Genomic DNA, 14811 nt, shown 5'->3' on the forward strand with positions numbered 1-14811 from the left:
TCAGCGGGCGGCCGGGGCGACGTCCAGCTCGGTGAGCAGGCCGCGGACGCGGGTCTCGATCTCGTCGCGGATGGGGCGCACGGCCTCGACGCCCTTGCCCGCGGGGTCCTCCAGCGCCCAGTCGAGGTAGCGCTTGCCGGGGAAGACGGGGCAGGCGTCCCCGCAGCCCATGGTGACGACGACGTCGGAGGCCTCGACCGCCTCGGTGCTGAGCACCCTCGGCTGCTGGCCGGTGATGTCGATGCCGACCTCGGCCATCGCCTCGACGGCCGCGGGGTTGACCCGGTCGGCGGGCAGCGAGCCGGCCGAGCGGACCTCGACGGCGTCGCCGGCGAGGGAGCGCAGCCAGCCGGCCGCCATCTGGGAGCGGCCGGCGTTGTGCACGCAGACGAACAGCACGCTGGGCTTGCCGGTCATGCGGGGACCTCCTCGGGTTCGGTCTGCCGACGCGCGGCGAAGACCGTGGCCACGGCGGACAGCGCCTCCGGGCGCACGGCGTAGTACACCCACACCCCGCGCTTCTCCCGGTCCAGGACCCCGGCCGAGTGCAGCACCTTGAGGTGGTGGCTGATCGTCGCCTGGGTGAGGTCGAAGGCCTCGTTGAGGTCGCACACGCACGCCTCGCCCCGCTCGCCGGAGGCGATCAGGCTGACCAGGCGCAGCCGGACCGGGTCGGCCAGCGCCTTGAGCAGGAGGGCGACGGACCGGGCCTGCTCCTCGCTCATGGCGGTGCCGGTCAACGGCGTGCAGCAGGCGAAGCCGGGGTCCGTCGTCTCGTCCGCGTCCGTGGCCATCGACGCCCATCGTAGTGACGGGCGTCGATGCGGTCACCCGACGGCGGGTGGACGGGGGGTGACGACCGGGGGCGGGTGGCGCCGCTGACGGGGGCGCCGGGGGAGTCGACCGGTGGCCGACGTGGAGCGGGTGACGAGAATCGAACTCGCACTGTCAGCTTGGGAAGCTGATGTTCTACCATTGAACTACACCCGCGTGGTGCGTCGACGAGCCTACCGGAGCGCCCCGTCCGTGGGCAGCGGGGGCCCACCCGAGCGGATGACCACCGTGGTGCCCGACGGGCCGGGGGTGGCGGTGACCTCCCCGACGGCGCTCATCAGCATCGAGCCCCGGCCCCGGTCCATGCTCGGCACCCGCTCCCGCCAGCGGCCGTGGTCCCGGACGGCGACCTCCACCAGCCCGCCGGCCACCTCGACGTGCACGTCGACGACCGGCTCGGCCGGGTCCTGGGCGTGCTCGATCGCGTTCGTCGCCGCCTCGCACACCGCGAGCACGAGGTCGTAGGCGCGGTCGCCGTCCACGCCGGCCTCGGCGAACAGCGTCCGCAGCCTGCGGCGCAGCACCGGGACCGACGAGGCGGCCGACGGCAGCCGCCAGTGCCGCCGGACGACGGCCCGCGCCGGTACCGCCGGCGGCGCGGACGACGGCTGGCGGGGGTGCGGCGGGGCCGGGGGGGCCGCGTCCGGGTCCGGCGCGACGGGTGCCGGCGGGGGCGGGGTGCCCGGCCGCGCGCTCGCCGCGGCCCCGGCCGCACGACCGGCGGCGCGCTCGAGCACCGCCCGCAGCCGCGCGACCAGCTCCGCGGACTCGAACGGCTTGGCCAGGTAGTCGTCGACACCGGCGTCGAAGCCCTCGACCGCGGCCTCCTGGCCGGCCCGGGCGGTGAGCATGACCACCGGCACGTCGCGCAGGGCCGGGTCCACGCGCAGCGCCCGCAGCAGGCCGAAGCCGTCCAGCGCGGGCATCATCACGTCGGTCAGGACGACGTCGGGCCGCGCGGCGGCCACGGCGGCCAGCGCCTCCTGGCCGTTGGTCGCGGTCCACACGGTGAACAGCGGGGACAGCAGCCGGGTCAGGTAGGCCCGCATGTCGGCGTTGTCGTCCACGACCAGCACGCTGGCGCCGGTGCCGGCTGCGGCCGGGCGGGAGCCGGCGGCATCGACGGCGTCGTCCCACGGCGTGACGACGCCGCCGCGCGCCGAGGGCGACGGGACGGCCGGACCGCCGGCCGGGGCGTCGGGCTCGCCGAACGGCACCCGGACGGTGAACGTGCTGCCGACGCCGGGTTCGCTGGTCGCGGTCACCTCGCCGCCGTGCAGGGTGACCAGCTCGCGGGCCAGCGCCAGCCCGAGCCCGGTGCCCTCCCGGCTGCGCGCGGCCGTGCCGCTGCCGCGGTGGAAGCGCTCGAACAGCAGTGGCAGCTCCGCGCGGGGGATGCCCACCCCGGTGTCGGCGACGGTGAGCACCAGGGAGTCGCCGTCGGCCCGCAGCGAGACGTCGATGCCCCCGACGAAGGTGTACTTGACCGCGTTGGCCACCAGGTTGAGGACGATCTTCTCCCACATCCGCGGGTCCACGTACGCCGGGCGGTCCAGCGGCGGGCAGTCGACCGACAGGCGCAGCCCCGCGCGCTCGGCGGCGGCCCGCAGCACCCCGGCCAGCTCCGCGGTGAGGGCGGGGACGTCGGTCTCCACCCGGACCGCCGACGCCCGGCCGGCCTCGATGCTGACGAACTCCAGCAGGTCGTTGACCAGCCGCTGCAGCCGCTGGCCGTTGCGCAGCGCCAGGGTCAGCGAGCCGCGGACGTCGTCGGGCAGCGCCGTCCCGGCCGCGGCGAGGGTGTCGGAGAGCGGGCCGAGGAGCAGCGTGAGCGGGGTGCGCAGCTCGTGGCTGACGTTGGCGAAGAACGCCGTCTTGGCCCGGTCCAGCTCGGCCAGCGCCTCGGCGCGGGCCCGCTCCTCGGCGTAGGCGCGGGCGTTGCGCACGGCGGCGGTGAACTGGCCGGCGAGCAGCTCGTGGAAGGAGCGGTACTCCCCGTCCAGCGCGCGGTTGGGGTTCACGCCGAGCACGAGCGCGCCGAGGTGCTCGCCGTCCGCACCGTCGAGGGGCAGGACGACGGCCTCGGTGACCGGGTCGCCGAACGGGCCGCCGTGGACGCCGAGGGCGGCGACCGCGGGGGGCAGCAGCCCGCCGGGGCCGGCCGCCGTCCCCGGCAGCGACTCCGCGGTGCAGCCGACCACGGCCGCGCGGCGCAGCCCGTCCGGGCCGGCCAGGTACACCGCTGCGAACGGGACGTCGAGGGCGCCGCCGGCCAGCGCGGCGGTCATCGCCGTGACCGTGGCCGTCTCGTCAGCGAGCCCCCCGGACGACGACGCGACGTCGTGCAGCAGCCCCTGGCGCCGCTCGGCCAGCACCTGGCGGGTGACCTCCGTGCAGACCGCGTGCATGCCTGCGACCCGGCCGTCGTCGCCGTAGGCGGGTGCGTGCGAGACGGTGAAGTAGGTCTCCTCGCGGTAGCCGGCCCGCTCGAGCAGCAGCAGCAGCTGCGGGATCCACGACGCCTCGCGGGTGGCCATCGCGTGCTCCACCGGCCCCTGCAGCGCCGCCCAGCCCTCGGCCAGGGTGACCCGCAGGTCCTCGCCGATGGCGGCGGGGTGCTTGGTGCCGATCAGCGTCGCGTAGGCGTCGTTGTAGAACTGCGTGTACCGCGGCCCCCAGGCCAGGATCATCGGGAACCGCGAGACCAGCACGGTGCGGACGGCGTGCCGCAGGCCGGCCGGCCACTCCCCGACCGGGCCCACCGGCGTCGTGGACCAGTCGAAGGCGGCCATCAGCCGGCCGTTCGCGCCGCCGTCAGCGAAGAGCTCGTCGTCCCCCGGGGCGTGCGGCGGGGAGGCGTGCGTGCCCACGTGCCGGCGCACCTCCCGTGCTGGTCGTCCGCGCCCGCCGGACGTGTCCCGGGCGCGCGTCGTCGGCGGTGCCCGGCGGGCCGGGTACCGGGACCGGAACGCTACCCGTGTGGGCGGCCGCGCCGGACCCGGCCCCGGTCAGACCGCCCAGCCGGGGCAGGTGACCGCGCAGCCGGTCGACAGCACCGGCCGCAGGGCCGCGAAGGCCGCGCTGCGCACCAGCCGCTGGCCACCCGGACCGGTGCGCACCTCCGGCCCGCCGGCGCCCGCGTCCGGGCCGCCGGTGCCGTCGCCGGCCCCCGGCCCGGGGGTGCCCGGGTCCGCGGGGGTGTCGCCGCCCGGGCCGGGAGCGGCCTGGGTGACGTAGCTCAGCGCCGCGGTGAGCACCTCCTGCTCCCGGCCGTCCGCGGAGAAGACGTGCACGTCGTAGACGCCCTCGACGCGGGCCGGCGCCCGGAAGTCCAGCCGGGTGCCGGTGGTGCGCAGCACCTCGGCGGCCGCGGTGTCGCCGACCCGGACCCGCGCTCCCGCGGGGATCGCGGTGCCGGTGAGCGTCACCGTGGTGCCGCCGTCCACGCCCACCACGGCCGGGCTCACCGAGGTGATGCCGAACGGGCCGGTACCGGGGTAGGTCACCTCGCCGCCGGGGGCCGGGCTGTCGGGGGCCGGGCTGCCGCCCGGGTCGCCGGGGCCGGGGCCGTCGGCGGCGTCCGGGGTCGGCGCACCCGGGGGCACGTCCACACCCGGCGCGTCCGGCGGGGTCCCCGGCGAGGTCGGGGCGTCGGGCGCGGGAGCGCCGTCCCCCGGGGGCGGGCTGCCGGGGCCGTCCGGGACGGACCCGTCCGTCCCGTCGCCGCCGGGCGGGCTGCCGCCGGGCCCGTTGCCGCCGGACCCGGGGTCGCCGGGAGCCGGGGTGCCGGTGCCGGGGTCGCCGGGAACCGGGTCGCCCGGGGTGGGGGTGCCCGCGCCGGGGTCACCCGGGGCCGGGGTGCCGGCGTCCGGGCCGCCGCCGGAGCCGCCCTCCGGGGGCGTGCCGCCGTCGGGTGCCGGCCCGCCGGGGGTGTCCCCGCCGGGAGCGGGGGTGCCGGGTGCCGGTGCGCCGTCGGCGGGCGGCGGCGCGGCCGCCGTCCCGACCAGGAGCGGCGCGGCGTGGGTGCGGCCCAGGGCGGCGCCGTCGCGGTCGAGCTGGACGGTCAGCACGTAGCGGCCGTCGCCGAGCTCGACCGTGGGGGAGAGGGCGAGCTCCGCAGGTGACCCGGCGGTCCCGAGGGCGAAGCGCGCCGTCCCGCTGTCGTCGGTGGCCAGGGTGGTGCCGCCCACGGTGAGCTCGGCGCCGGAGACCGCCCAGACCTCGCCCTGGTGCTCCATGCCGAGGCCGACCGTGAGGCCGTAGTCCCCGGTACCGGGCGCGCCGCCGGCGGTCACCCGGGGGGTCACGACGCCGGCGGGGGCCGACATCGAGCTGAAGGCGTAGGCGACGCCGTCGGCGGTGCGGGCCGGCAGGCGGCTCAGCGAGAGGCGGCCGCCGGTGACCGACCGGCCGGCGAACGCCGCGACCGGGTCGGCGTCCTCGAGCAGGGCCGACCGCAGCTGCTCCGGCGTCGCGGCGGGCATCGCCTGCCGGTAGAGCGCGACGGCGCCGGCCACCTGTGGCGAGGCGATCGAGGTGCCGTTGATGACCCGGTAGCCGCCGTCGTTCCAGGTGGTGAACACCCAGCTCCCGGGGGCGAAGAGGTCCACCGAGGTGGCGCCCCACGCGGAGAAGTCGCTGACGGCGTCGGCCGCGTCGGAGGCGCCGACGGTGATCACGTTGGGCTCGGTCAGGCTGGCCGGGTACAGCGGCGCGGCGTCCCGGTCCTGTGCGTCGTTGCCGGCGGCGACGACGACCACCACGCCCCTGCTGGCGGCGTAGGAGACGGCCGAGCGCAGGTTGTCCAGCGCCCACCCGCTGACCGGCCCGCCCCAGGAGGCGTTGACGACGTCGGCCCCGTGGTCGGCCGCGTAGCGGATGGCCTCGGCGCCCAGGACGACGTCGACCCCCTCCCCGCTGCCGATGACCAGCGGCATGATCGTCACGCCGGGCGCGACCCCGGCGGTGCCCTGCCCGTTGCCCGCGCGGGCACCCACGGCACCGGCGACGCTGGCGCCGTGCGTGCCGCCCGCGCCGTTGTCGACGTCCGGGCTGTCGGTCGTGAAGTTCCAGCCGTGGCAGTCGCCGGCCCGGCCGTTGCCGTCGGTGTCCGTGTCGCCGCACACCTCGGCCGGGTTGGTCCACAGCGCGCCGGCGAGGTCGGGGTGCTCGGCGTCGTAGCCGGTGTCGACCACGGCGACGACCACGTCCTCGCCGGCGCCGACGTCCCAGCCGGTGGTCGCGTCGGCGTCGGCGTCCGCGCGCGCCGCCTGGCCGTAGGCGTTGCTGCCGGTGTTCTCCAGGTTCCAGCCGTACTGCGGCCAGTAGGGGTCGGTCACCGTCCCGGCGGCCACGGGGACCGTCGGGGAGAACTCCGCGTCGGCGACGCCGGGCAGTGCCTCGAGCTGCTGCGGGGCCAGGCCGTCGGTGGCCGCCAGCACCCGCTGGCCGCCCACGACCTGCGCGGTGACGACGCCGTCGGCGCCGCCCACCGCCCGCGCCAGGTCGGCCGGGACGACGCCCGGGGCGGGGGTGAGCACGAAGCGGGTCAGCCCGTCGCCGGGGCCGAACTCGGTGGCCTCGCGCACGTCGGGCGCGGCCAGCGCGCTGATCGCGGCGGCGCCGACGTAGCCGGCCACCACGGAGCCGACCAGCACGACGGACAGGCCGCCGCGGCGCAGTACCGCTGCTCGGGATCGGGACACGGACCCTCCACTCCACGGAGCCGGCCGGAGCGGGCCAGCGGGAGGGGATCGACGCGCCCGGCCCTCCGGTTGAGGGCCGCGCGCCGGATCCGCCCCGGAGGAGGGAGGAACGGTGGTCCCTACACTCCGCCGCATGCTGCTGTCCGACCGCGACATCACCGCTGCGATCGCCGAGGGCCGGCTGGGCATCGACCCCTACGACGCGGCGCTGGTGCAGCCCTCGAGCATCGACGTGCGGCTGGACCGCTTCTTCCGGGTGTTCAACAACGCGCGCTACACCCACATCGACCCGGCGCAGCAGCAGGACGACCTGACCACCCTCGTCGAGCCCGACGGCGACGAGCCCTTCGTGCTGCACCCCGGGGAGTTCGTGCTCGGCTCGACGCTCGAGGTGGTGTCCGTCCCCGACGACGTCGCAGCAAGACTGGAAGGGAAGTCGAGTCTGGGGCGTCTCGGACTGCTGACCCACTCCACCGCGGGCTTCGTCGACCCCGGGTTCTCCGGGCACATCACCCTGGAGCTGTCCAACGTGGCCAACCTGCCGATCACGTTGTGGCCGGGCATGAAGATCGGCCAGCTGTGCATGTTCCGGCTCACCAGCCCGGCCGAGCACCCGTACGGGTCGGCGGTCTACGGCTCGCGCTACCAGGACCAGCGCGGCCCGACGCCGTCGCGGTCCTTCCGCAACTTCACCCGCGCCGAGACGCGGCGTCCGGCTCCCTGACCGGGCCGGCGAGCTCGTCGTCCACGAACCGCTCCCGGGTCACCTGCCAGCCGGTGACCAGCATGCCGGCCAGCCCGGCCAGCAGGAGGACGAACATCGGGGCGTAGGAGCCGGTCCACCCGAGCAGGACGCCGACCAGCAGCGGCCCGGCCCCGGCCAGGACGTACCCCCAGCCCTGCACAGCGGTGGCCAGCGCGGCGGTGGACTGCGGCGTCCGGGCCCGCAGCCCCAGCAGGGCCAGGACCATCGCGAAGGTGCCCAGCCCGACGGCGAGGAAGGCCATCCACAGCCACGGCACCGTGGTCGGGGCGACCCACAGGCCCACCCAGCCGACGGTGTAGCAGCCGAGGAAGGACAGCAGCAGGGGCCGCTGCAGGTGCGGGCGCACGGTGAGCGAGGGCACCACCGCGTGCACCGGGATGACCAGCAGCTGGTTGACGCCCAGCAGCACGCCCGCGGCCGCGGCGCTCAGCCCGGCGTCGCGCAGGTAGGAGGGCAGCCAGCCCACGAGCACGAAGGCCTGCAGCGCCTGCAGGCCGAAGAAGCAGGCGAAGACCAGCGCCAGCGGGCTGTGCACCAGCGACGACGTCCGGACGGCGGGGCGCGCCGCCGCGCCCGCCCCGGGCCGGACCGGGACGGCGAGCCACGGCAGCGCGGCGACCAGGGCCAGGACCGCCCACATGCCCAGAGCCCAGCGCCAGCCGTCCTGACCGATCGCCCCGGCGACGGGCGCGGCGGTGACCGCGGCCACCGTGCCGCCGGCGGTGAGCGCGCTGCTGTAGGCGCCCACCAGCAGCCCGGTGCGCTCGGGGAACCACCGCTTGACCAGGCCGGGCAGCAGCACGTTGCCCAGGGCCCCGCCGACCATCGCCAGCACCGTGCCCGCGACGAACAGCCAGAACGCCCCGGCCACCGCACGCAGCACCAGCCCCGCGGCCATGGCCAGCAGCGCGCCGGCCAGCACGTGCCCGTCGCGGTAGCGGGCGGCCAGCGGCGGCCCGGCGAAGCCGATGGCGGCGAAGCACAGCACCGGCAGGCTGGTCACCAGCCCGGCCAGGCCGCTGGAGACGCCGAGGCCGGCCTGCACCTCCTGCAGCACGGGGCCGACGCTGTTGACCGCCGTCCGCAGGTTCAGCCCGGTGAGGACGATCGCCGTGCCGACGAGGAGCAGGCCGCGGCGCGTCACCCGGCGATGGTCCTCCCCGCGGCCGGGCCGCCCGCGCGGGGGTGGCCCGGGCCGTCAGCGGGTGGCGCGGGCGCCCACCTCCGCGACGCGGGGGCTGGTGCGCGGCAGCCGGTGCCACAGGTACTTCTGCACGGCCAGGGTGACGGTCGCGGCCACCAGGATCCCGGCCAGGTTGACGCCGAGCTGCACCGCGGCGCGGATCAGCTCGTTGCCGCCGCCGAGGGCCAGGGACAGGCCGATGTCGGCCACCGCCGGGACCGTGGTGACCGAGATGAAGACGCCGACCAGCGCGCCGCTCCTGCCGGCGGTGAGTGACAGCACGCCCGCGACGCCGGCCAGCACCGCCACGATCGGCGACCAGCGGTCGGGGGCGGTGATGAAGCCGGTCTGCGGGCGGTCGTCGGAGAGCACCTCGGGGCCGTACCAGCCCAGCCCGTAGCCGACGAGGGCGAGCAGCACGGTGATGGCGATGGCCACGGCGAAGCCGACGACCAGCGCCTTGGCCGCGGTGCGGACCAGCGCCGGCCGGCGGTGCACCACGCCGACGGCCAGGGCGGCCAGCGGGCCGAACTCCGGGCCCAGCACCATCGCGCCGATCACCAGCACGGCGGAGTCGACGATGATCGCCACGCCGGCCAGCAGGGTGGCGATGGTGAGGAACGCGAGGTAGGCCACCGAGAGGGTGGAGTCCGCCGCCGTCGTCCGCACCACCTGCTCCCAGACCACCGCGTCGCTCCCGTCGCCGGGGGCGAGGTCCTCGGCCCGTGCCGCGGCGTCGGAGACGGCGGCGTCGACGGCCTCCATCGTGATGCTGCCGTCGCGGTCCACGTGCAGCCGGCGCAGGCCGGCCACCAGGGCGTCGGCGGACTCCCGGGCGACGTCGGCCATGACGAGGTCCCCGACCGGGGAGAGCGAGACGCCCGGGAGGACGGCGACGTGCGCCGTCCCCGGGCAGTCCTCGAGCAGCGCCACGACCGCGTCGGTCCGGTCGTGCGGAGCGGTGATCCTCAGGTGCAGCAGCACCGGGCCGTTCTACCCCACCGGCCGGCCACCGCCGCTCACGGCGTGTGGCCCGTCGCCGCGGAACCGGTGCCCGCCACGTCGTCGGCCTCGGTACCGACCTCGGCGCCGTGCTCGGTGCCCGGCGTGCCGGCCGGCGCCATCGACCGGAGCAGGATCTGGCTGACGTCGAGCACCTCGACGTGCTCGGCGGCCTCGCCGTTCTGCTTCTTGGTGGTCAGCGCGTCGGACAGCATCGTGATGCAGAACGGGCAGGCCGTGGAGATGACGTCGGGGTCCAGGCCGAGGGCCTCCTCGGTGCGCTCCACGTTGATCCGCTTCCCGATCTTCTCCTCCATCCACATGCGCGCACCGCCGGCGCCGCAGCAGAAGCCGCGGTCCTTGCAGCGGTGCATCTCCTGGGTGGACAGGCCCTGGACGCTGTCGAGGATCTCCCGCGGCGGCGTGTAGACCTTGTTGTGCCGGCCCAGGAAGCACGGGTCGTGGTAGGTGACCTTGCGGTCGACCGGCGTGACCGGGGTCAGCCGCCCCTCCTCGACGAGCTGGCTCAGCAGCTGGGTGTGGTGCACCACCTCGTAGTCGCCGCCGACCTGCGGGTACTCCCGGCCCAGGGAGTTGAAGCAGTGCGGGCAGGTGGTGACGATCTTGCGCGTGCCGGGCCCGCGGCCCTCGAAGACGCCGTCCAGCGTGGCCACGTTCTCCTGCGCCAGCATCTGGAAGACGAACTCGTTGCCCATCCGGCGGGCCGGGTCGCCCGAGCAGGTCTCCCCGGAGCCCAGGACCGCGAACTCCACGCCGGCGGTGTGCAGCAGCTCGGCGACGGCCTTGGTGACCTTCTTGGCGCGGTCGTCGATGGCGCCCGCGCAGCCCACCCAGAACAGGTACTCGACCTCGGCGTCCAGCGGGCCGTCGGCCTGCCGCACCTCGAAGTCCATCTCCTTGATCCAGTCCTCGCGGGCGCTGGCCTGCACGCCCCACGGGTTGCCGCGGTTCTCCAGGTTGCGCAGCATCACGCCGGCCTCGGACGGGAAGCTGGACTCGATGAGCACCTGGTAGCGGCGCATGTCCTCGATGTGGTCGACGTGCTCGATGTCGACCGGGCACTGCTCCACGCAGGCGCCGCAGTTGGTGCAGCTCCACAGCACGTCGGGGTCGATGACCCCGCCTTCTTCGAGGGTGCCGACCAGCGGGCGGTGCGCCTGCGCGTCGTTGGTCCCCTCGATGCGGGCGTAGCCCGACGTCCACACCTGCTCGTCGCTGGGCTTGAGGACGTCGTAGTCCGGCGCGGTCTCGCTGGCGGTCTTCGCGCCGAGCAGGTACGGGGCCTTGGCGTACAGGTGGTCCCGCAGGTCCATGATCACCATCTTGGGGCTGAGCGGCTTGCCCGTGTTCCACGCCGGGCACTGGCTCTGGCACCGCCCGCACTCGGTGCAGGTGCTGAAGTCCAGCATCCCCTTCCAGGTGAAGTCCTCGATCTTGCCGCGGCCGAAGGTGGCGTCCTCGTCGGGGTCCTCGAAGTCGATCGGCTTGCCACCGGAGGTCATCGGCTGCAGCGGGCCCAGCGCCTGGCCGCCGCCGGACTCGCGCTTGAAGTAGATGTTGAAGAAGGCGCTGAACCGGTGCCACGCGACGCCCATGTTGAGCAGCCGGGAGACGACGACCACCCACACCAGCGACACGACGATCTTGACGAACGCGATGACGCTGACCAGGTCGGGGCTGGCCGGCAGGAGGTTGGCCAGCAGGCCCGACACCGGGTGCGACCAGGACGGCGCGTCGTCCAGGCCGGCGGCGACCTTGGCCGCGCGGATGCCCAGGATGCACAGGCCGACGACGAGCACGACCGCTTCGACGAAGTAGCCGCGGCCCTCGTTGGAGCCGGCGAAGCGGCTGGCGCGGCCCTTGCGGCGCGGGTGGTCCAGCTGGCGGCGGACGATCAGGTAGAGGATGCCCAGCACCGTGCCGGTGCCGATGACCTCGACGAACAGGCTCCACAGCCCCCACGTGCCGATCAGCGGCAGGTGGAAGGCCGGGTCGAAGACCTCCCCGAACGCCTCGACGAGGGTGAGGAACAGCCCGTAGAAGCCGACGAAGACGAACCAGTGGGCGACGCCGATGGCCGACCACTTGAGCATCCGGGTGTGCCCGAGGGACTCCACCGCGAGCGTCTTCAGTCGCGGGCCGACCGGGCCGGTGCGGGTGTCGTCGGGCTGGCCGGTCCGGATGATGCGGACCATGGCGCGGACCGCCCGGTAGGCCATCACCGCGGCCACGACGAGCAGGACGAGGCTGATCGTCCCGAGGACGAGCTGCAGCGGGCCGGTCATGACGTTCCCTCCCGGACGCCGGCGCGGCGTCGGTCGATCCCCCACCCGCCGCGACGGCGGGCGGACGCAGCACCGTCGGGCCGACCGTGCGCGTGCACGCGTCGGACGATAGCTGTCGGCCGCACAGGCTACTCGCCGGTAACCCTCGCCGTCGTCCTGCGGTGTGACCCGCCCCGCCCCGCTCCGGCCGGCTGCCCCGCTGCAGACACGGCGGCCCCGACCTCGCTGTCTGGTGCCCGACCTCGCCCCGCAGCGCGAGGTCGGGCACCACGGGGCGAGGACGGCGCCGTCCGGGGCGACCACGGAGCGTCACAGGTGCACCTGCCGGGGCCGGGAACACCGCGCGCGCACGTGCCGTTAGGGTGGGCAGGAAAGTTGAGTGGACCACGCGCAAGGCGCTTCCACCGGCTCCCTCCGGACCAGCACGACCACCAGCACACACGGAAGAGAGGCCAGCTCCATGGCTCGAGCGGTCGGTATCGACCTCGGCACCACCAACTCCGTCGTCACCGTCCTCGAGGGCGGCGAGCCGACGGTCATCGCGAACTCCGAGGGCTCGCGCACCACCCCCTCGGTCGTCGCGTTCGCCAAGAACGGCGAGGTCCTCGTCGGCCAGTCGGCCAAGAACCAGGCCGTGACGAACGTCGACCGCACCATTCGGTCGGTCAAGCGGCACATGGGCACCGACTGGAAGACGCCGGAGATCGACGGCAAGAAGTACACGCCGCAGGAGATCAGCGCGCGGATCCTGCAGAAGCTCAAGCGGGACGCCGAGACCTACCTGGGCGAGCCGGTGACCGACGCGGTCATCACCGTCCCCGCCTACTTCGAGGACGCGCAGCGCCAGGCCACCAAGGAGGCCGGTGAGATCGCGGGCCTCAACGTCCTGCGCATCGTCAACGAGCCGACGGCGGCCGCGCTGGCCTACGGCCTGGACAAGGGCGAGACCGAGCAGACGATCCTGGTGTTCGACCTCGGCGGCGGCACCTTCGACGTCTCCCTGCTGGAGATCGGCGAGGGCGTCATCGAGGTCAAGGCCACCGCCGGTGACAACCACCTCGGCGGGGACGACTGGGACCAGAAGGTCGTCGACCACCTGGTGCGCACCTTCAACGCGTCCAACGGCATCGACCTGTCCAAGGACAAGCTGGCCATGCAGCGGCTCCGCGAGGCCGCCGAGAAGGCCAAGATCGAGCTGTCCGGCGCGCAGTCGACCAACGTCAACCTGCCCTACATCACCGCCGGCGCCGAGGGCCCGCTGCACCTGGACGTCACGATCACCCGCGCGGAGTTCCAGCGGATGACGCAGGACCTGCTCGACCGCACCCGCGCGCCGTTCAACCAGGCGATCCGCGACGCCGGCGTCTCCGTCGGCCAGATCGACCACGTCGTCCTGGTGGGTGGCTCGACCCGCATGCCGGCCGTCACCGACCTGGTGCGCGAGCTGACCGGTGGCAAGGAGCCCAACAAGGGCGTCAACCCCGACGAGGTCGTCGCCATCGGCGCCGCCTTGCAGGCCGGCGTGCTGCGCGGCGAGGTCAAGGACGTCCTGCTGCTCGACGTCACCCCGCTGTCCCTGGGCATCGAGACCAAGGGCGGGATCATGACCAGGCTCATCGAGCGCAACACCACGATCCCGACCAAGCGCTCGGAGATCTTCACGACGGCCGACGACAACCAGCCGTCCGTGCAGATCCAGGTCTTCCAGGGCGAGCGCGAGATGGCGATGTACAACAAGAAGCTCGGCATGTTCGAGCTGACCGGTCTGCCCCCGGCGCCGCGCGGCGTCCCGCAGATCGAGGTGGCCTTCGACATCGACGCCAACGGCATCGTGCACGTGTCGGCCAAGGACCTCGGCACCGGCAAGGAGCAGTCGATGACCATCACCGGCGGCTCGGCCCTCCCGAAGGACGACATCGAGCGGATGATGAAGGACGCCGAGGCGCACGCCGAGGAGGACAAGCGCCGCCGCGAGGAGGCCGAGACCCGCAACCTGGCCGAGTCGCTGCAGTACCAGACCGAGAAGTTCCTGGCCGAGAACGGCGACAAGATCCCGGCCGACAAGAAGGAGGAGCTCGGCGAGGCCCTCACCGAGCTGCGCTCGGCCCTCGGCGGCTCGGACATCGCCGCGATCAAGGCGGCCCAGGAGAAGGTGGCCCGGGTCTCCCAGGAGGTCGGCGGGGCGCTCTACGCCCAGCAGGCCGAGGCCGGTGCGGCCGGTGCCGGTGCCGGTGACCCCGGCGCGCCGGGCGGTGCGACGGGTGGGGCCACCGGTGCGACCGCGTCGGACGACGACGTGGTCGACGCCGAGATCGTCGACGAGGACAACGACCGCCGATGAGCGAGCGGGAAGAGGAGCCGCGGGTCGTCATCCGCGACAAGCGGCGCATCGACCCGATCAGCGGCACCGTGCGGGTGCCGGCCGGTGACCCACCGGCCGGCGCCCGCCCGGGCGTGGACCCATCAGAGGAGCAGATGAGCGAGCAGCAGGCCCCCGACGGCGCGCAGCCGACGGTGGTGGACGACGACAGCGCCCGCCAGCTGGCGGAGCGGACCGAGGACCTCCAGCGGGTCACCGCGGAGTACGCGAACTACCGCCGCCGGGTGGACCGGGACCGCCAGCTCGTGGTCGACCAGGCCGCCGAGCGGTTCGCCGCCCAGCTGTTCCCCATCGTCGACGACATCGAGCGGGCCCGTGACCACGGGGACCTCACCGGTGCGTTCAAGGTGGTGGCCGACCGCGTGCTCGGGCTGATCGACGGCCTGGGCGTGGAGGCCTTCGGCGTCGCCGGCGACCCGTTCGACCCGGCGCTGCACGAGGCGGTCATGCACGACACCTCCGCCGACGTCGACGTCCCGACCGCGACGACGGTGCTGCGGCAGGGCTTCCGCCGCGGCGACCGGGTGCTGCGGACGGCGATGGTCGCGGTCACCGAGCCGGAGACGCCGGCGGCGGCAGCGGCCGCGCCCACCCAGCCGGGCGGCGAGCCGGCCACCGGTCCGGCGTCCGACTGA

General features: G+C 75.0%; 10 protein-coding genes and 1 tRNA gene. 3 read left to right on the forward strand and 8 right to left on the reverse strand.

The features are described 5' to 3' along the window. The 5 genes from CHB98_RS17330 to CHB98_RS22805 form a co-directional block, all read right to left on the reverse strand. Complete coding sequence (locus CHB98_RS17330; RefSeq protein ID WP_089306838.1) at positions 1-417, reverse strand: arsenate reductase ArsC; 417 nt, start codon at positions 415-417, stop codon at positions 1-3. After that, positions 414-794: an ArsR/SmtB family transcription factor gene (locus CHB98_RS17335; RefSeq protein ID WP_089306839.1), complete on the reverse strand. Its 381-nt coding sequence runs from the start codon at positions 792-794 to the stop codon at positions 414-416. The genes CHB98_RS17330 and CHB98_RS17335 overlap by 4 nt, the downstream gene beginning before the upstream one ends. A gap of 122 nt (positions 795-916) precedes the next feature. Further along, positions 917-990: transfer RNA gene (locus CHB98_RS17340), tRNA-Gly, on the reverse strand. A 17-nt stretch (positions 991-1007) separates the two neighbouring features. Continuing rightward, positions 1008-3704, reverse strand: a complete 2697-nt coding sequence (locus CHB98_RS17345; protein WP_245821313.1) for an ATP-binding protein — start codon at positions 3702-3704, stop codon at positions 1008-1010. Between the two features lie 138 nt (positions 3705-3842). Further along, positions 3843-6539: a S8 family peptidase gene (locus CHB98_RS22805; RefSeq protein WP_089306840.1), complete on the reverse strand. Its 2697-nt coding sequence runs from the start codon at positions 6537-6539 to the stop codon at positions 3843-3845. 133 nt (positions 6540-6672) lie between these two features. On the opposite strand from CHB98_RS22805, the gene dcd reads away from it, so the two are divergent. Further along, on the forward strand, positions 6673-7263 hold the full coding sequence (dcd, locus tag CHB98_RS17355) for a dCTP deaminase (RefSeq protein WP_089306841.1): 591 nt from the start codon (positions 6673-6675) through the stop codon (positions 7261-7263). Here dcd and CHB98_RS17360 read toward each other — a convergent pair. From CHB98_RS17360 to CHB98_RS17370, 3 genes are read right to left on the reverse strand one after another with little or no spacing between them, the layout of a single operon-like run. Continuing rightward, positions 7229-8449: an MFS transporter gene (locus CHB98_RS17360; protein ID WP_089306842.1), complete on the reverse strand. Its 1221-nt coding sequence runs from the start codon at positions 8447-8449 to the stop codon at positions 7229-7231. The genes dcd and CHB98_RS17360 overlap by 35 nt on opposite strands. Before the next feature lie 54 nt (positions 8450-8503). Next, positions 8504-9472: a DUF389 domain-containing protein gene (locus tag CHB98_RS17365; RefSeq protein WP_218822408.1), complete on the reverse strand. Its 969-nt coding sequence runs from the start codon at positions 9470-9472 to the stop codon at positions 8504-8506. Between the two features lie 35 nt (positions 9473-9507). Beyond that, a complete protein-coding gene (locus CHB98_RS17370; RefSeq protein ID WP_089306843.1) occupies positions 9508-11796 on the reverse strand; it encodes a (Fe-S)-binding protein in 2289 nt (762 codons plus the stop codon). A gap of 460 nt (positions 11797-12256) precedes the next feature. Here CHB98_RS17370 and dnaK point away from each other — a divergent pair, with 460 nt between their 5' ends. Together dnaK and grpE are read left to right on the forward strand one after the other, a co-directional pair. Next, a complete protein-coding gene (gene dnaK, locus CHB98_RS17375; protein ID WP_089306844.1) occupies positions 12257-14137 on the forward strand; it encodes a molecular chaperone DnaK in 1881 nt (626 codons plus the stop codon). Continuing rightward, positions 14134-14811, forward strand: a complete 678-nt coding sequence (grpE, locus tag CHB98_RS17380; RefSeq protein ID WP_089306845.1) for a nucleotide exchange factor GrpE — start codon at positions 14134-14136, stop codon at positions 14809-14811. The genes dnaK and grpE overlap by 4 nt, the downstream gene beginning before the upstream one ends.

This window comes from Geodermatophilus pulveris, from assembly GCF_900188375.1.
In the GTDB taxonomy this organism is placed as follows: Bacteria; Actinomycetota; Actinomycetes; order Mycobacteriales; family Geodermatophilaceae; genus Geodermatophilus; species Geodermatophilus pulveris.